This window comes from Sinomicrobium oceani (genome assembly GCF_900119185.1).
In the GTDB taxonomy this organism is placed as follows: domain Bacteria; phylum Bacteroidota; class Bacteroidia; order Flavobacteriales; family Flavobacteriaceae; genus Sinomicrobium; species Sinomicrobium oceani.
In genome coordinates, this window is the sequence record NZ_FPJE01000005.1 from 87,390 (window position 1) to 105,421 (window position 18,032).

An 18,032-nucleotide genomic window follows, 5' to 3' on the forward strand; every position below is an offset into this window, starting at 1 on the left:
TATGGATTTCCGGGATAAAGGTACGAAGTTAGAACGGGTTTTGGTGCGTCCTCCCCGAAGAAGGTACGGCAGATTGCAGGACGATAGGTAAACGATATTTTGTGGAAACAGGAATATTCCGCTTCAATGCGGGATGGAGTCCGGGCATTTTTCTAAGGCTCACCTCCATAATACTGTCCAGTCCCGGAACGTGTTTTTCCCACTTTTCTTTTTGTTCTATCTCCGCAACAGAAATTCTGCCGGTACCGGAAATCAGGAAACGGACGTAAAGCGTATCTTCTATGGTACCGTGCATAATAACCTGCTGATCTTCCATACCGGCATAAAGGTAACGGACAAACGTTTTTTCGAAACAGGCTTTCCTGACTTCTTTTGCAGCGGTTTCATCACAGGTTTCAAACAGCGGATACTGGTCGACTTCATTCCAGTTGATATTCCTTATTTCTTCCTGTACCATTGTATTGGCGGAAGCTTTTTCTTCGGGCTTTTCCTTACAGGATGCCACCCCGAGAAAAAACAGCATCACAGTCAGCATACGCAAAAAACAGATCGCTCCATATCCGCTACTACTTCCGAAAAAGAAAAAAGCTTTTAATTCTCGCATAAAACAACCGTTCAATGCTGAAAATTACGACTTTTTGAGAATATCAGACAAACTTATTACGCTTTATCCCTATTTTCATCTTCAGGATGTTACTCTGCTTTGGCCCCCAGATGTATCTCCTGCCTGAGTGCGGATATGCGTTTGCTCACATGGGCTTTGTAGATCTCCACGATCGGCGAATCTCCTGTCTTCTGCATAAAATCTTCGTAATACCTGAGTTTCAACTTGGGATCGACATAATAATTATCGGCCACGAGACATATTCTGTAGTACAGATGTGTGCTCTCCGGGTCTTCCTCATAGGCCAGCTTTAGGTATTCGAGCCCTTCTTTTACCTGTTTCTGCTCCAGTACAATATTGGCAAGTGTTTCATATTCACTTTCAAAGGTTACCTGCTGCACGGCTATAGCTTCTTTTGTATACGCTGCTGCTTTTTCATAATCCTTGAGTTTCAGATGTATTTTCCCCAAAGCCAGGAGGGTCTTCGGATTAGGATTTAGTCCCTCGAGTTTCAGGGCGGTTTCGTAGGCTATTACTGCTTTTTCGTATGCTATCAGTCGAACGTAGCAATCGCCGAGCCTTTCATAGATATAGGGTTTTTCTTCCCCCAATGCAGTGAGACGCTCAAACCACGGACTGGCTTCCCTGTGATTTCCGTTGTTAAATAAGGCAAGAGCTTTCAGATTGATGAGCTCAACTGAATTCGGGTAAAATGTCAGCCCCTTATCGACATACTTCAGAACCGAATCTTTTTCACGGTTTTTCAGGTAATATTTTCCGGTTTCATAAATACTTTTCAGATGGGTGGTATCTTTACGGAATGCCTGTTTAAAAGCAGGCAGTGCATATCCGGACTCTCCGGCTATATACTGATAACTTTTACCAAGAAGGTAAAAATTGTCAGCACTGCCATATTCTTTTTCGGTTAAAAGAAGGAAAACATCCCTGGCTTTTTCAAATTGCTTGATTTTGAGATAAAGCTTCCCCAGTTCGTTTTGCGCAACCGGCATATCCGGATACTCCGCAACAAGGTTTTCGTACTGCCCCAAGGCTTTCTCATAATTCCCAATCGCATGATATGCCCGGGCCACCTGCATCCTACTGCCGGGGGAAGGATATTTGTTGTATTCGGTGATCGCCGCCGTGTAATTCCCGAGCGCATACAAACTGTCTGCAACAGCCAAGGGCGGGGATTGCGCCCCGCCCTTGAGTCCCACGGCAACAAAACATAAAACCCATAAAAATAATCTTGTCATGGCTTAAAACGTTGTTACATCTTGTTTCTATATCCGCACTATCACTGAGAATATAATCTCATCCTGTAATGCGCATTACGTATCCATATTTCTTATTGTCCGCTCTTGCCGGGGCATTACAGATCTTAAAAGGTCATTTGTTATTTTAAACGAAAAGTGATCGGTATGGAAAAAGGAACATTTATCGGCTTTCCTCCCTGTTGTCCAGGTTTCATTTTCGGAAGTTTTTCTATGATCCGCTGTGCCTCCGCTTCGAGCAAAGGAGAAGGCCCTCTCTTCTTAATCCGTATAATATTACCTTCCTTATCAATGGTAAACATCACCGCGACTCTTCCCTGAATTTTCTGTTCCTGGGCTTCTTCCGGATAATGAAAATACTTGCGGATATGACTTTGCATACTTTCCTGGAAGCACGCCCTCGGGTCATCGGCATTCTCACAACCCGGAAATACGGGGACTTCGTCTACAACACCAAAGGGCACTTCAATCTCCATAGTCCCATTTCCCGAAGTTGTTTCTATTTCCTCTATAGCCACCTTCGGTTTTGCCCCGTACCCTACAACAAGAACTTCATTGAGCGTCATAACCTCTTTTATCTCCTCTTCAGTAAGCTGATCTTTTTCTGCTATTGCCGCCTTGAGGGTACGTACCTGTTCTGAAATAGATGAATTCTCACCGGCGACTACCTTGTCGTCGCTTTCACATGAACTGTAGAGCAGCATTCCGAATACCAAAGGCACGAGGATGAGATACTTGAACTGCCAGATTTTTCTGGATCTTGATTTTTGTAACATAACTATTCGTTTTTTGATTAATGATGATTTAAAAAAAGGATTGATGAATGATATTGTTTCGGTTTTAAAAACTTCCCGGAGCAGTACACTGTAATTTGCTTTTTTGTCCGGTCCTGCCGTTTTTGAATCTGCTATAAATTCGTGTAGTTCGCTTATCCGTCCCTGGAATATATAAACCAGAGGATTGAACCAGAAAAGAATACGAAGAACCTCAAAATACAACAGATCGAGGGTATGCCTTTCGCGAATGTGCACCAATTCGTGTGCGATGATATGCCCGTGATCCTTGCTGTACACATGATCTCCGAGATAGATACTCCGGAAAAAAGAAAAAGCTGTGTCACTATCGGGAAGGATCACTTCTTCATGATCTTCTTTTCGCACCACCCGCCCTTTTTGCCTCATAGCATACACCCTTAATATTTTCAGCGCAAAAAAGAGAACGCTGAGTAAAATTCCTGCCAACAGTATCCATTGCCATAACGGGATCGAAGCTTCTATCTCCATCTCGCGGACCTCATTTGTACCCGGCCCTACCACGACCTCAGGCAGCGCGATTATATACTCACCGGGAATTACCCGGCTTAGTTTTTCTATGCTGATCAATGGTATAACCATAGCCAGCAAAGGCGTGATAAGGAGATAAACCCTGTTCCAGTTAAAAAAAGTCTCCTTTTTCAGAAACAGGTCATATACCATCAGAAAAAATAATTGAAAAGCAACAGTCTGTAACAGGTAATGTATCATTTTTCCGTTTCTTTATCGTTAATTTCCTTTAAAACAGCTTCCAGTTCCTGCATACTGATATCGTTCTTTTTCATAAAAAATGACACCATACTTTTGAACGAACCCTGAAAGTAATTATTAACCAGCTTATTTATAGACTGGTTACTGTATTCGGACTTTTTGAGCAACGGAAAGTACAGGTAGCCCTTGCCCTCTTTTTCATGTCCTACAAACCCTTTGCTTTCGAGTATTCTTACAATGGTTGATACCGTATTGTAAGCAGGTTTGGAGCCTTCATATTTTTCAATAATAGTAGCCACATTGGCTTTTTCCAGATCCCATAAAATCTGCATCACTTCTTCCTCAGCCTTGGTTAACTGCTTCATATACTATTTTTTTAATCAACTAATTTCTTAGTTACACACTCACAAATATAACTAAAATTTTAGTTAAAACTAATTTTTTAGTTAAAAAATATAAGTATTTCAGAAATCCGGGTATCCGGGTTTTTCCTTACATTAGCTTACAAAAACAGTTTACATGGATATCGTCCTTACCGTTCTGGGCTTCCTGTGCATGATTACAGGTATTGCCGGAAGTGTACTTCCCGTACTACCGGGAGCTCCCCTCAGTTGGGTGGGGCTCTTACTGCTTCATCTTACCGAAGCGATAACCCTCAGTTGGTGGTTTTTAGGCATTACACTGCTTGTTGCCGTTGGCATTACGGTACTCGACTATATTATTCCCGCTATGGGTACTAAAAGGTTCGGGGGTAGTAAAGCCGGTGTCTGGGGTACGACCATAGGACTGATTGTCGGGATCATAGCCCCTATTCCACTGGGTATTCTTATAGGTCCTTTTCTCGGAGCCCTTATCGGGGAATTGCTTAATAAGGCAGACAGGAAGACGGCACTCAAAGCTGCCTTCGGTTCTTTCCTGGGATTCCTGACCGGTACCTTTATGAAGCTGATGGTTACCGTAATACTATTGGTACTCTTCGTAGCAAAAGTCTGGGAGTTCCGCACCGCACTTTTTTCATTCTGACAGTACATTTTTTCCGTACCGGGTATGCATAATTTTCCCGGACACAAAAAACCCCCGAGCAGACCGGGGGTAGTAAAGACAATATATAAAAGCTTTATTTTTTTCTGAAAAACACATCGATAGGCACTCCGTGAAAACCAAAATGTTCACGAAGCTTGTTCTCTACGAACCTGCGGTATGGATCTTTGATGTACTGAGGCAGGTTGGCAAAAAATGCAAATTGCGGCATCGGTGTGGGAAGCTGGGTACAAAACTTGATTTTGATATACTTTCCTTTATTGGCCGGAGGCGGTGTCTGCTCTATGATAGGCAGCATCACTTCATTGAGTTTACTCGTAGAAATCCGTTTGCTACGGTTCTGATATACTTCTACCGCAGTCTCTATAGCCTTAAAAATGCGCTGTTTGGTCAGTGCGGATATAAAGATAACAGGCACATCCGTAAAAGGTTCTATAATCTTACGTATGCTCTTTTCGAATTCCTTTACCGTACCGGTGTCTTTCTCTACGAGATCCCATTTATTAACCAGAATAACGATCCCTTTACGGTTTCGTTCCGCAAGCCAGAAAATATTCTGGTCCTGTCCTTCGAATCCCCTCGTCGCATCGATCAGAAGCAGACATACATCACTGTGCTCAATGGCACGTACGGAACGCATGACCGAGTAAAACTCCAGATCTTCCTTTACCTTAGCTTTACGGCGAATTCCGGCCGTATCCACCAGGTTAAATTCGAATCCGAACCGATTGTACCTGGTATCATTGCTGTCTCGTGTAGTTCCGGCAATATCGGTTACGATATAACGGTCCTCTCCTATAAGTGCATTGATAAAGGACGATTTTCCGGCATTTGGCCTGCCTACTACGGCAAATCTCGGCAGTTCTACATCTTCTACCTCTTCTTTTTCGGGAAGAACCTCAACCAAAGCATCGAGTAATTCCCCCGTTCCGCTACCGTTAATACCGGAAATGCTGTAATATTCTCCGAGTCCCAGAGAATAAAATTCCACGGCATCGGCCTCACGCTGACCATTATCAACCTTGTTTACCGCAACCAGCACCGGCTTGTCGGTTTGCCTTAAAAGCTGTGCTACATCTTCATCCATACCGGTTACCCCGGTCTCTACATCTACAACAAACAATATGGCATCGGCCTCATCTATGGCAAGTTCCACCTGTTTGTCTATTTCCTGTTCAAAGATGTCGTCACTACCCACCACGTAACCCCCGGTGTCTATAAGTGAAAACTCTCTTCCGTTCCAATCGGTTTTTCCGTAATGCCGATCCCTTGTAACCCCGCTGACAGCATCCACAATGGCTTCCCTGCGTTGTATCAACCGGTTAAAAAGTGTTGATTTTCCGACATTAGGCCTCCCTACTATCGCTACTATATTGCTCATGCGAAAAGTTTTAACGGGGCAAAGGTAATACTTCCTTCTTTAAGAGGAGATTTAAACTTTACAAGCAACAGAAAAAATTGTAATTTTTAAATAAAAAGAGCTATATTTAATTCACTAAAAAACAGGTAATGAAAAGCCTTGGCGACAAAATTGCTCTCGACCAGCAATTTACCGTAGAGTTACCAAAAAACAAGAATTCTGTGGTCTCTACCTTTTTGCGAAACTCTAATCCGTTGTACCGGGTCACCCGTCCCGACGAAAACACCCTGATCATAATGTCAGAAACCGAAGAAAACTGGTGGTCTCCCCAACTTTATCTGGAAGTCAATAAGGTTGACGAGTCGAGAACCCTACTTTTCGGATGGTTTGCTCCGAGATCACTTTTGTGGAACACCTTGCTTTCCCTACAACTCTTTGTAGGGCTGGCTTGTTTAATTACAGGGACATGGATAATCGTCGCATGGTCTGCCTCATCGACAGAGGGAATAGCTTTTCTCTGGTGGATATTCCCTATTACTCTTGCCATTTGGGGGATGCTCTATGCGATCCGCAGCGCCAAGAAAGCCCGGGGCAAGACTTTTATCTACGGATTTTATGAATTTCTGAACAATCGGAGCATACTGAACTGAAAATAATATGCCGGAACCGTTTTATTTCTGGTTATATCCGAACCGACGTAACTGCCTGTCGTTACTCCTCCAGTCTTTATTTACTTTCACAAAAAGTTCCAGGTGTACCTGCTTTCCGAAAAAAGCTTCCAGGTCTTTACGGGCTTCCATGCCGACCTTTTTCAAGGCACTCCCCTTATGTCCGATGATAATTCCTTTTTGCGAATCGCGCTCAACCATAATAACGGCACGCATACGTATAATATCTTCTTCTTCCAGAAACTCTTCAGTCTCCACTTCGACGGAATACGGGATCTCCTTTTTGTAAAAAAGCAGGATTTTTTCGCGGATAGCCTCATTTACAAAGAAACGTTCCGGCTTATCGGTAATCATATCTTTAGGATAAAATGCAGGGGACTCCGGCAACAAGTCCAGTATACGGTGAAATACCTCCGGAACATTGAAATTCTGTAATGCCGAAACCGGATATATTTCCGCATTGGGCAATGCCTCTTTCCAATAGGAAACCTGTTCTTCGAGCTCTTGCTGTGAAGACGTATCTATTTTATTTAATAACAGGAGTACGGGAATAGATGTTTTTCCCAGTTTTTCGAAAAAAGCCTCATCTTTGAGTTTATGCTCCCCGATCTCCACCATATACACCAGTACATCAGCATCTTCAAAAGCGGATTTCACAAAATCCATCATGGATTCCTGAAGTTTATAGGCAGGCTTGATCACACCGGGAGTATCCGAGAAGATCACCTGAAAATCATCTCCGTTGACAATTCCGAAAATCCGGTGACGGGTAGTTTGCGCTTTGGAGGTGATAATGGAAAGCTTTTCTCCTACAAAAGCATTCATCAACGTTGATTTCCCCACATTGGGATTCCCTATAATATTTACAAAACCTGCTTTATGCATAATACCGATTATGATTACCCGGCAAAATTATCAATAAAGAAGCAATAAAGTACTATATGGCAGCTACTATTGTATTGCTGCGGACTGTATATGAGATGATGAAACTCCTCAATTTCCTTATTTTCCGCCATTAGCCCGAAGGTCGGCAAGACATTGTGCATGGAGTTGCGGAATGCTTCCGCCATTAATAAGGCCGGATATACCCCCTCCCGATTCTGCCTGGTAATACATCAGGCAATCTTCGTTGTCACAATGGTGACCGTTTTCTTCATCGAGATGATCTTCCTGCATGGGTGTTCCCAGATCCACAAGTCCCAGCAAATGTCCGAATTCATGCTGCAATACCGTACTTTCCATACTTATTCTCCCGGATGTTCCTGCTCTGCCGGACACCTCACGTATAGTGGATTCGTAAATGACAAATGAAGTATTCAAATATGCAGCTCCGAGTGTCACCTTATTCCCTTCGTTCTTATCTGAGGCCTGGTCTGCGAAAAATGCAAAAACAGTGATCTCTCCTTCTTCTTTATCGGAATAACGCATGCGCTCTTCCTTTTCCAACTCAAAAACATCGTTTACGCTATACTCCGACAATCCCGGCGAATCTATCCACCGCTCCTCAATAACAATTCCTCCCGGTTTGTGCATACGGGCTTCTATAAAAGATTTCAGGTTTTCTACAGATTGAGCCGCAGGCTCATACCCTTCGACATATATAAACTCCAGAACAATTTTGGAATACGTTTCGGCAGAAAGCAAATCATAGGCAGAACTTCCCGTTTTCTCCCTATTGAGCACTTTACTTTGCTCTGAAGCCACCATTCCACCTTCCTCATCGTCTCCCGAACACCCCACCACAACCATTGTAAACAAAGCTGCCAACAGCGCTCTACTTACCATATTTTTTACCGTCATAAAATTTTATTGAGTTGGTAAAGGTGCAAAAGAATTGTTAAAATGGCAACATATAAAATTAATAATCACCGCCATACCCTGCAAAAACACCAGGCATTCTCTTTTAACCTCCGGAATATATCCATTATTACCTCGCAATTTTTACTTTTTGCTACAAACGCTACACAAACTTCAGCAATATATCCAAAAATAAAACTTTGAATATATAGTAAACGTACTATTTTCGCATATCCTATGTACAGGGGGCAAAAGTTTTTAGCTTCCCTCTTTTGTCAACCATACAATTCCTAAAATCATAAAATAGTCACAAAGCTGTTCGTGTTATAGAAATGTTAAAAATTACCAATTATAGTTAAAAAGAAAGTAATCGATATTCATACAATTATTTAATTAGTGTATCCTTCGAAAACAGATTAATCTTTTAAAAATATCTCTAAAATTTCAATCCCACACATCATTTGACACGTAAAAACAAACAGTTTACAACTAAAATTACCCTACACCTGTTCAGAGAAATCATACACCCAAAACAAGATACCTACACATAACTATTTCAGAAGAATATAATAACACATTCTTAACACTTCCTTCAGCTTTCCAGAATTGTCATTAGTCGAAAAAATTTCCTAATGTTCATTTTTACTATAACATTTATAACCCTTTTAGCTAAGGGACTAATCACTATTTCCGGAAGTGCCCTAAACGGGTTACTTCGATTTTTTTAACTAACTCAAAATTAAAATGTGTAAAAAACAATTAACTTTTGTATTTGCCGCCCTACTCTTTTGCAGTCAATTATTATTGGCTCAGGACAGGACGATTACGGGAGTCGTTACGGATGCCCAGGATGGAATGCCATTACCTGGTGTAAACGTGGTTATCAAAGGAACCACCACCGGAGCCTCTACAGATTTTGACGGGAATTTTTCCATACAGGTTTCCGGAGACGTTGTTTTGGTTTTCTCCAATATGGGATATGCCAAACAAGAAGTTTCTACAGGAAGCAAAAGCGTAATTAATGTGGCCATGTCTGCATCTATGGAAGAGCTCGAAGGTGTTGTTGTTACAGCCCTTGGGATTAAGAGACAAGAAAGAGCTCTTGGGTATGCTGTAAGTAAAGTAAGTGCCAAAGAGCTTACCGAAAGTGGTAACACCAACTTTGCTTCCGCGATGTACGGGAAAGCTGCCGGAGTAAAGATTACTACGGCACCGGGAGGAGCAAGTAGTGCGGTTAACGTACAAATACGCGGTATCAACTCTTTATCTTACAATCAGCAGCCTCTTTATGTCGTAGACGGTGTGATTATCCGTAATGATGGTCAATATGGAGCAGGAGGAGCGAATAACAATAACTACTGGGACGATCAACGTATCCGTGGTAACGGTATTCTGGATATAGACCCCAACAACATAGAGAGCCTTAACGTCCTTAAAGGTGCCAGTGCCACTGCGCTTTACGGTTCCGATGCTTCCAGCGGAGTTATCGTTATCACCACGAAAAAAGGTATGGAAAAGAAAGGATTGGGTGTAGAACTCAACTATAACGGTACCGTCGAAGAAGCCGCCTTCCTTCCGAAATTCCAAAACACATATGGCCCCGGATATGACAGGGAAACCAACTTAGCCAACGGAGCTAATGCAGAAGGATGGATTGAAGACAGTTCTTCACCTTCAGGTTATCGACCTTACTTCAGGGCTTATGCCAACTTCGGTCCGAAAATGGAAGGACAGCAGGTTCGCTGGTGGGACGGTTCTATTCGTTCTTACTCCGCACAACCGGACAACTACAAAGATGTATACAGAAAAGGATATACTTCCAACGTAAACCTCGCTGTATCCGATCAGACCGAAAAACTAAATTACAGACTTACTTATAGCCGTCTTGACTACGAAGGCACACAGGAAGGAAACAAACTGGAAAAAAATACTTTCGGTCTGAACAGTACATTAAAAATAAGTGATAAGATTACGCTTGATGTAGTTGCCAACTATATCAACACAACAACCACTAACCGTCCTTATCAACTCGGGCAGGTATTAGGATCTTTTTCAGGATTCTTCAGCCGTGCCGAAGACATGAGCGTAATGAAGCAAAGATACCGCACTTCGGACGGATACAAATATGTTACGATCAACAACCCGGAACGTTCGGATGAAGCGTTTATCTACAACATACGCGCCACAAACCTCCTCGATTTCTTCTGGCAGCAAATGCGCAACAAATACGTAGAAACAGAAAATCGTTTGATCTCCAGTGCAACCTTAAACTGGGAGTTGGCAAAAGGACTTCAGTTCCGGGGAAGAATAGGAAGTGACTTTACCGGTCTCAATTCGGAAAACAAGCAATACAACGAGTATCCGCTTCAGTTCAACTCAAGTTCTAACAGTACCGGTGCATTTACTGCTACTTCAGGAAACTACTCCATCCTTTATGGTGATGTTTTGTTAACTTATAACAACAAGATCACAGAAGATCTCGACTTTTCCATCTCGGGAGGTTTTCAATCGAGATCCGAAAAATATAAAGATCAGCAATCTGCAACGACAAGCGGATTGGTTACCGAAAACTGGTTTAGTCTAAGCAATTCTTACGGTATTCTCTCAACGTCTTACAACAGGAAAGAGCAACTTAAATATGCTTATCTGGGAATTTTAAACCTGAGTTACAAAGATTTCCTGTTCCTCGAAGGTACAGCCAGACAAGAATATGCTTCTACATTACCTCCTAAAAACAACTCATATTTTTATCCTTCGGCCAACGCGAGTTTTGTATTTAATGACGTCCTCAATGTTCCCGAATTTATGAGTTATGGTAAAGTACGTGCTTCTTATGGTATTGTAGGTAACGCACCTCCCATGTACGAAGCAAACATTTCTTACAACCAGACCTCCTTACAAACCATTAACGGTTCTGTTCCTTCTCTGAGCCTGAGCAATTCTTACGGTAACGACAACCTCAATGCTGAGAAAAAGCACGAAATGGAATTTGGTTTGGAAACACAGTTCCTCAATAACAGAATAGGACTGGATGTTAGCTACTACAGCAACCGTGTAAAAGATCAGATCCTGCCTTTACAGGTAGCTCCTTCGGTAGGCGCCGGAAGCCAGCTCGTAAACGTAGGTGAGATAGGAAGCCAGGGATTTGAACTGGCAATCAATGCTACGCCTATCTCCGGAGATTTCCGATGGACAACCCGTTTTAACTTCTCTGTAAACCAGTCTAAAGTATACAGTCTGATGCCGGGAGTGGATGAACTTACTTTCTATACGGCAGATCAGAGTACAGTGAAAATTGTTGCAGGAATTGGTGAAAAACTGGGTAATATATATGTAATGCCACGTGCTACTGACGAAAACGGCAATTATCTTATTAGTGATGACGGACTTTACGTGATGGACAAGAGCAGATATGTTAAAGCCGGAAACATCATGCCTAAGGCCATAGGAGGTTTTTCCAATACCTTCTCTTATAAAAACTTTTCTATCGATTTCTCTATGGACTACAGGCTTGGAGGGCAAATGGTTTCTCCCAACACCAAGTACATGATGGGAGCCGGTATGCTGGAAAACACCATGCAATACAGGGATGCCGAACATGGCGGTCTCAGCTATACCGTGGATGGAGTTACTTATAACGACGGAGTACTTCTCGACGGTGTCAATGAAAATACCGGCGAGGCCAATACTCAGGTTGTCGATGCGGCAACCTACTATATGAACACCTTTAACTGGGGAGATAACTCCTGGAGTCGCAAAGGTAGTATCTACGATAACAGTTATATAAAAATGCGTGAAGTAGTATTAGGATACAACCTTCCCGGAAGCCTGGCTGAAAAATTACATGTTCAGAGTCTGAGGGTCTCCCTTATCGGACGAAACCTTTTTTACATCTGGAGAACTCTGGACAATATCGATCCGGAAGCTCCTCTTGGAAACAAGTGGTGGTCTCAGGGTGTAGATGTCGGTTCAACTGCAGCATCACGAAGCTTTGGTATCTCCCTGAACGCAAAATTCTAATTAAAAATTTACGAACATCATGAAAAACAAATTCATAATATTAGGTTTGCTCGCTTCGTTAATGACTACATTTAGCGGGTGTTCGGATCAACTGGAGGACAAATTCCTCAGCCCTGAGAAGTCTACGGATGCCAGTATTCCAGGATTTTTCACCTCCATGCTCAACAATGACAGGATTCGTCCGAGTTACTGGAACACCAGGACTTTTCTCCTTACGCATACTGCTGTATACACGCAAACGGCATTTTTTATGAATGCCAACACGGCATATCAGCAAAGCGATAGCTATACCGATCAGTACTGGACAGATTTTTACGTGTCCGGCTCTAACGGCGGGGGAGTAATGAGTACTTACACAGCAATGCAAGTTGCTTACGAAAATCTTTCTGAAGAAGAAAAAGCCGGTTTTGAAATATTCATGAACGCCGGAAAGGTTGTTTTGATCAATGAAGCCTCAAAAATGGTCGACCTTTGGGGGGATATTCCTTTTTCTGAAGCAGCGAGTCTTATTGAAAACAGTAGCATTCAAAACGGTAAGTTTGATGATCAGCAAGAACTTTACACCACTTTTATCAGCGATCTGAAAACTATAAGCGATTATTTTGCTTCTACGGAGACAACAGCCTCTTTTTCCAAATATGACATTCTCCTGAGCGGGGACGTGAATATGTGGAGAAGATACACCAATTCATTGCGACTTCGATTGCTGATGAGAATCTCTAATGTTGATGAGAGTACCGCACAAACTGCAATCCAGGAAATGCTGAACAACAGTGCTACTTATCCGCTGTTAGATGGTGGTGATAACGGAAATTACAATCCTGCTTCGGAGGACGTTCTTCTTGAACCCCTAACTACCTATATCGATAACCTGAACAGTGCTCTGACAGAGCTACCGAGCCATTATGCACCGGATTACCTGCTCAACACGGCCATGCTTCCCGTAGATGATCCGCGTATTCCTGTGATGTTCGATAAGTTCGGTAAGACAGTAAGCAATAATTTTGTTCCAAACGAAGAATTTAAGGCTATGCCTATAACATTTACTTCTGCACAGCAAGAACAACAATTTGCTAACTATTCTATAGTAGACTCCACGACATTTATGCAAAATCCGAGTCTGCCCGGTATAGTGATGACTGCTTCCGAAGTAAACTTTCTCAAAGCAGAAGCTTATGAAAGATGGGGAGGCGGAGATGCCGGGCAAGCCTATGAAACCGCTATTCAGCAGTCGGTATCTTTCTATTACTATCTCAACAACATCAATGAGACCGGTCTTCCAGTAGAAGAAAAACCCGACGCTAATGTTATTACCGAATTCCTGGCAACATCCGGTGTAGCCTATGAAGGTTCTACCCAGGAAAAGCTGCAAAAAATATGGATTCAGAAATGGTTACATTTAGGGTTCCTTCAATCTGTAGAAGCATGGGCCGAATACAGAAGAACAGGCTTCCCAGAATTGACATTCCCTGAAGCGAATCTCTCAGGTTATCGCACCCCTCCGTCCAGATTGGTTTATCCATCTTCCGAGAAGAACTATAACAGTCAGAACTACCAGGCTGTTCAGGCACAGGATGTACGCGATGGCAAAATATTCTGGGATGTAGATTAATGTTGAAAAAAATAATCACATATTCCGATTACTAATGAAGAAAAGAGGTTGTTAGCATTATAAAACAACCTCTTTTCTTATTAATTTTGAAAAAACTCCCGACAGACAATGAAAGCACTCCGGCATATTTTATGGATCATACTTCTCATAAGTCACTTCCCTGTTACCGCTCAAAAAAAGAATTCCGGGTCTCCTCTTTATAAAAACCCTTCAGCTCTTGTTGAGGATAGAGTAAACGACCTGCTGCAACACATGACCATCGAGGAAAAAGTAGGGCAATTAAGCACACTCCTCGGCTGGGACATGTACAGCAAAAAAAGAAATAAGGTTTCCGAAAGCGAAGTTTTCCGAGAAGCCATACAAGAGCAGCATATCGGTATGCTATGGGCGACACTGCGTGCAGATCCCTGGACAAAAAAAACCCTTGAGACCGGGTTGAACCCTAAGATGGCTGCCCAGGCCACCAATGCGCTTCAGAAATATGCCATAGAACACTCCAGGCTGGGTATTCCCATACTTCTCTCCGAAGAATGCCCTCATGGCCACATGGCTATAGGCACTACGGTATTCCCTACTTCTATAGGACAAAGCAGCACCTGGAACCCTGAGCTCATCAAAGAAATGGCGGCTGTGATCGCCAGAGAAGCCCGCCTGCAGGGAGGACATGTAGGTTATGGCCCCGTACTGGACCTTGCCCGCGAACCCCGGTGGTCTCGAGTCGAAGAAACATACGGAGAAGACCCCGTCCTGAACAGTGAAATGGGAAAAGCCATGGTCGAGGGCTTTCAGGGCACAGACCTGAAAAGCGGAATCAATATCATTTCCACATTAAAACATTTTACAGCTTACGGTGTGCCCGAAGGCGGACATAACGGTAATGCAGTCCATGTCGGCACACGGGATCTCCATCAAAGCTACCTCCCCCCTTTTAAAACTGCTGTTGAAGCAGGAGCCTTATCCGTGATGACCGCCTACAGTTCTGTCGATGGCGTACCCAGTACAGCCAACAATTGGTTGCTCACTGATATCCTCCGTGATACCTGGGGCTTTAAAGGTTTTGTGGTTTCCGATCTCGGAAGTATAGAAGGGCTGCTTGGCAATCATCATACTGCCGCCAGTTTTACGGAAGCAGCTGCTATGGCTGCAAATGCCGGGGTAGATGCCGATCTCGGCGGTAAGGGATTCGGAGAACACCTTCTTCAGGCCATTTCTTCCGGTATGGTTAGCGAAAACACCCTGGACGAAGCCGTAAAACGTGTTCTCCGTCTGAAATTTGAGATGGGACTCTTTGAAAATCCGTATGTCAACCCGGCAAAAGCAGCAAAAGAAGTCCGGAACGCCGAACACGTAGCACTCGCCCGTAAAGTAGCACAACAATCCATCACCCTGCTCAAAAATCAGGATCACCTACTCCCCCTTCGAAAAGATTTGAAAAGGATAGCTGTAATCGGCCCGAATGCCGATAATATTTACAATCAACTCGGCGATTATACCGCTCCCCAGGAAGAAGACAATATCGTCACCGTACTGGAAGGTATAAAAAATAAAGTCGGTGCTTCTGCAACCGTCACCTATGTCAAGGGATGTGCTATACGCGACACTACACAAACAGACATCAGTAAGGCCGTAGAAGCCGCCGAAAATGCGGAAGTGGCCATTGTTGTACTCGGAGGATCAAGTGCAAGAGATTTCAAGACGAAATATATCGATACCGGCGCTGCTACGGTAGACAGTGAAAACAGCAAAGGAATAATCAGCGATATGGAAAGCGGCGAAGGTTATGATCGTTCTACCCTGGACCTGCTCGGAAACCAGATCGCTCTGCTTCAGGCCATCGTGCGTACCGGTACCCCTACCGTGCTGGTACTCCTTAAAGGACGTCCGCTTTTGCTCAACTGGCCTTCCGAACATGTGCCCGCTATTCTCGATGCCTGGTATCCCGGTCAGGAAGGTGGAAACGCCATTGCCGATGTACTTTTCGGCGATTACAATCCCGCCGGAAGATTACCCGTATCCGTTCCTAAATCCGTAGGGCAGATTCCCGTATACTACAATGCATTATTTCCCGTAAAACACAATTATGTCGAAGAAGATGCCGAACCCCTTTACAGTTTCGGACATGGACTCAGCTATACCGATTTTGAATATGACAACCTCAGCATGGAGATGCTGGAAAAAGATGATGATATCAGAGTTAGTATACGTTTCGAAATAAAAAACACAGGCAATACGGATGGCGATGAAGTTGCACAACTTTATCTCCGTGACATGGCAGGTTCTGTGGTGACACCTCAAAAACAGCTCAAGGCGTTCCGGAGAGTACATCTGAAAGCAGGTGAACGGAAAACCGTAGAATTCGAACTCGAAGCAAAAGACATGATGTTGTGGAATGTCCGGCAGGAATGGGTCACCGAGGCAGGAACCTTCTCTGTAATGATAGGAGCCTCCTCGAAAGACATCCGGTTAAAGGACACCTTTAAAGTTTCCCGCACCATCAAAATAAAAAAATAAAATATGTCCCAGGTTCTTATATTCGGAAAGGAAAGCCATAGTGGTAAACACGAAACCGGCCGTTTGTGCACCGGTAAAACTATCCCGAAGAACCCCCGGGCGATTTCAATTATAGATTTTTCAGGCTAATTCAACGCAGCCTTAATGATTATCAATATTAAAAAATACATCCTCCATGAGCTTTTACAGGAAAACAGCATTAGCATGCTTAGCAGGTCTTGGCCTGGGGCTTTCTGCCCGGGCACAGGAAAACAATTTACACCAGAGATCTACCATTTACGAGCCCCCGAAAGATGCTAAAGTCATCGAAAAACTCAACCAATGGGAAGACCAGAAATTCGGGATGATCATCCACTGGGGGATCTACGCAGTTCCGGGAATTATAGAATCCTGGTCTATATGCTCCGAAGACTGGATAGAGCGTGACAGTACAATAAGTTATAACGATTACAAAAAATGGTACTGGGGACAAAGTGAAAAGTTCAACCCCGTCAATTTCAATCCGGAGCAATGGGCAGATGCTGCTGATGCCGCAGGAATGAAGTATCTGGTATTCACGACAAAGCACCACGACGGGTTTAACATGTTCGACACCAAACAAAGTGACTACAAGATATCTAATGGCCCCTTTGCAGATAACCCAAAGGCGGATGTAGCCAAATATGTATTTGATGCCTTCAGGAAAAAAGGTTTTATGATCGGTGCTTATTTTTCCAAGCCCGACTGGCATTCGGAATATTACTGGTGGCCCAAATATGCTACTGCAAACCGCAACAACAATTACGATATCCGGAAAAACCCCTGGCGTTGGAATAAGTTCAAGGAATTTACCTTCAACCAGATTTCAGAACTCATGCACAATTACGGAAGTATAGATATTTTATGGCTCGATGGGGGCTGGGTGCGTCCTAAAGAGACGGTCAATGAAGAAGTGATATCCTGGGGTGCTCCGATCCCCGAATGGAGCCAGGATATCGATATGCCCAAAATAGCTGCTATGGCACGCGAAGCACAACCCGGACTGCTCATGGTAGACCGCACTGTTCACGGACGTTTTGAAAATTACCAGACCCCGGAACAACGTATTCCCGATGCCAAAATAGACAATCCCTGGGAAAGCTGTATGACGCTCGGTAACGCCTGGGGATACGTACCCGGAGACACCTTTAAATCCACTCCAAAAGTCATCCATTCCCTCGCCGAGATCGTTGCCAAAGGAGGAAGTCTGCTCCTCGGTGTAGGACCTAAACCGGACGGGACACTTCCGGAGGAAGCTATAAAAAGACTGGAGGATATCGGAAAATGGATGGCTACCAACGGTGAGGCTATTTACAACACCCGTAGTGTCGAACATTACCAGGACGGAGATACGTACTTTACACAAAATAAGGAAAAGAAAAAAACCTATGCCATCGTGTGTCTTCAGGAAAACGAAGCAACTCCCGCAACCATTACCTGGAAAGGTAATCTACCCAAAAAAGGCAGTCGTGTAAAATTGCTGCAGACCGGGAAAAATGTCAAATGGGAACTAAACGGAGATGAAGTGAAAGTCACTGTGCCGTCTTCTATAAAAGGAAAAAAAGATGTAGCCGCACTCGCATTCTCTTTCAAAACCATATAAT

The 18,032-nt window shown here is 43.5% G+C and carries 13 protein-coding genes; 6 read left to right on the forward strand and 7 right to left on the reverse strand.

Annotated features, from left to right (window positions below):
- Positions 1-28: 28 nt before the first annotated feature.
- The 4 genes from BT112_RS05900 to BT112_RS05915 all read right to left on the reverse strand — a co-directional run bounded on the left by BT112_RS05900 (position 29) and on the right by BT112_RS05915 (position 3,766).
- The gene (locus BT112_RS05900) at positions 29-604 is read right to left on the reverse strand and encodes a hypothetical protein (RefSeq protein WP_083564805.1); all 576 of its coding nucleotides are present in this window, start codon (positions 602-604) and stop codon (positions 29-31) included.
- An 89-nt stretch (positions 605-693) separates the two neighbouring features.
- Positions 694-1,860 (reverse strand): tetratricopeptide repeat protein, encoded by a 1,167-nt coding sequence (locus BT112_RS05905; RefSeq protein ID WP_072316436.1) that lies wholly within the window; start codon positions 1,858-1,860, stop codon positions 694-696.
- Between the two features lie 140 nt (positions 1,861-2,000).
- Positions 2,001-3,401, reverse strand: a complete 1,401-nt coding sequence (locus BT112_RS05910; protein WP_072316437.1) for a M56 family metallopeptidase — start codon at positions 3,399-3,401, stop codon at positions 2,001-2,003.
- The gene (locus BT112_RS05915) at positions 3,398-3,766 is read right to left on the reverse strand and encodes a BlaI/MecI/CopY family transcriptional regulator (protein ID WP_072316438.1); all 369 of its coding nucleotides are present in this window, start codon (positions 3,764-3,766) and stop codon (positions 3,398-3,400) included. The genes BT112_RS05910 and BT112_RS05915 overlap by 4 nt, the downstream gene beginning before the upstream one ends.
- 154 nt (positions 3,767-3,920) lie before the next feature.
- On the opposite strand from BT112_RS05915, the gene BT112_RS05920 reads away from it, so the two are divergent.
- Positions 3,921-4,424, forward strand: coding sequence for a DUF456 domain-containing protein (locus tag BT112_RS05920; protein WP_072316439.1), 504 nt, complete (start codon positions 3,921-3,923; stop codon positions 4,422-4,424).
- 94 nt (positions 4,425-4,518) lie between these two features.
- Here the strand turns inward: BT112_RS05920 and der are convergent, their stop codons facing one another.
- Complete coding sequence (gene der / locus BT112_RS05925) at positions 4,519-5,823, reverse strand: ribosome biogenesis GTPase Der (RefSeq protein WP_072316440.1); 1,305 nt, start codon at positions 5,821-5,823, stop codon at positions 4,519-4,521.
- A 128-nt stretch (positions 5,824-5,951) separates the two neighbouring features.
- Here der and BT112_RS05930 point away from each other — a divergent pair, with 128 nt between their 5' ends.
- Positions 5,952-6,452 carry a hypothetical protein gene (locus BT112_RS05930; protein ID WP_072316441.1) on the forward strand — a complete coding sequence of 167 codons (501 nt, stop codon included), beginning with the start codon at positions 5,952-5,954 and terminating at the stop codon, positions 6,450-6,452.
- A 21-nt stretch (positions 6,453-6,473) separates the two neighbouring features.
- On the opposite strand, the gene era is transcribed toward BT112_RS05930, so the two are convergent.
- Together era and BT112_RS05940 are read right to left on the reverse strand one after the other, a co-directional pair.
- Positions 6,474-7,355, reverse strand: a complete 882-nt coding sequence (era, locus tag BT112_RS05935; protein ID WP_072316442.1) for a GTPase Era — start codon at positions 7,353-7,355, stop codon at positions 6,474-6,476.
- A 117-nt stretch (positions 7,356-7,472) separates the two neighbouring features.
- Positions 7,473-8,255 (reverse strand): hypothetical protein, encoded by a 783-nt coding sequence (locus tag BT112_RS05940; RefSeq protein WP_072316546.1) that lies wholly within the window; start codon positions 8,253-8,255, stop codon positions 7,473-7,475.
- A gap of 756 nt (positions 8,256-9,011) precedes the next feature.
- Here BT112_RS05940 and BT112_RS05945 point away from each other — a divergent pair.
- The 4 genes from BT112_RS05945 to BT112_RS05960 all read left to right on the forward strand — a co-directional run bounded on the left by BT112_RS05945 (position 9,012) and on the right by BT112_RS05960 (position 18,031).
- A complete protein-coding gene (locus BT112_RS05945) occupies positions 9,012-12,287 on the forward strand; it encodes a SusC/RagA family TonB-linked outer membrane protein (RefSeq protein WP_072316443.1) in 3,276 nt (1,091 codons plus the stop codon).
- A 19-nt stretch (positions 12,288-12,306) separates the two neighbouring features.
- Positions 12,307-13,899, forward strand: a complete 1,593-nt coding sequence (locus BT112_RS05950) for a SusD/RagB family nutrient-binding outer membrane lipoprotein (protein ID WP_072316444.1) — start codon at positions 12,307-12,309, stop codon at positions 13,897-13,899.
- Positions 13,900-14,007: 108 nt separating this feature from the next.
- Complete coding sequence (locus BT112_RS05955) at positions 14,008-16,410, forward strand: glycoside hydrolase family 3 N-terminal domain-containing protein (RefSeq protein WP_072316445.1); 2,403 nt, start codon at positions 14,008-14,010, stop codon at positions 16,408-16,410.
- 175 nt (positions 16,411-16,585) lie between these two features.
- Entirely contained in the window at positions 16,586-18,031 is a 1,446-nt protein-coding gene (locus tag BT112_RS05960; RefSeq protein ID WP_072316446.1) for an alpha-L-fucosidase, read from the forward strand.
- The last annotated feature ends 1 nt before the right edge of the window (position 18,032 follow it).

What these genes read in the sequence shown, in the direction of transcription:
- BT112_RS05900 (WP_083564805.1), bottom strand. Translation starts at nt 604, where the DNA reads ATGCGAGAATTAAAAGCTTTTTTCTTTTTCGGAAGTAGTAGCGGATAT.
- BT112_RS05905 (WP_072316436.1), bottom strand. Translation starts at nt 1,860, where the DNA reads ATGACAAGATTATTTTTATGGGTTTTATGTTTTGTTGCCGTGGGACTC.
- BT112_RS05910 (WP_072316437.1), bottom strand. Translation starts at nt 3,401, where the DNA reads ATGATACATTACCTGTTACAGACTGTTGCTTTTCAATTATTTTTTCTG.
- BT112_RS05915 (WP_072316438.1), bottom strand. Translation starts at nt 3,766, where the DNA reads ATGAAGCAGTTAACCAAGGCTGAGGAAGAAGTGATGCAGATTTTATGG.
- BT112_RS05920 (WP_072316439.1), top strand. Translation starts at nt 3,921, where the DNA reads ATGGATATCGTCCTTACCGTTCTGGGCTTCCTGTGCATGATTACAGGT.
- der (WP_072316440.1), bottom strand. Translation starts at nt 5,823, where the DNA reads ATGAGCAATATAGTAGCGATAGTAGGGAGGCCTAATGTCGGAAAATCA.
- BT112_RS05930 (WP_072316441.1), top strand. Translation starts at nt 5,952, where the DNA reads ATGAAAAGCCTTGGCGACAAAATTGCTCTCGACCAGCAATTTACCGTA.
- era (WP_072316442.1), bottom strand. Translation starts at nt 7,355, where the DNA reads ATGCATAAAGCAGGTTTTGTAAATATTATAGGGAATCCCAATGTGGGG.
- BT112_RS05940 (WP_072316546.1), bottom strand. Translation starts at nt 8,255, where the DNA reads ATGGTAAGTAGAGCGCTGTTGGCAGCTTTGTTTACAATGGTTGTGGTG.
- BT112_RS05945 (WP_072316443.1), top strand. Translation starts at nt 9,012, where the DNA reads ATGTGTAAAAAACAATTAACTTTTGTATTTGCCGCCCTACTCTTTTGC.
- BT112_RS05950 (WP_072316444.1), top strand. Translation starts at nt 12,307, where the DNA reads ATGAAAAACAAATTCATAATATTAGGTTTGCTCGCTTCGTTAATGACT.
- BT112_RS05955 (WP_072316445.1), top strand. Translation starts at nt 14,008, where the DNA reads ATGAAAGCACTCCGGCATATTTTATGGATCATACTTCTCATAAGTCAC.
- BT112_RS05960 (WP_072316446.1), top strand. Translation starts at nt 16,586, where the DNA reads ATGAGCTTTTACAGGAAAACAGCATTAGCATGCTTAGCAGGTCTTGGC.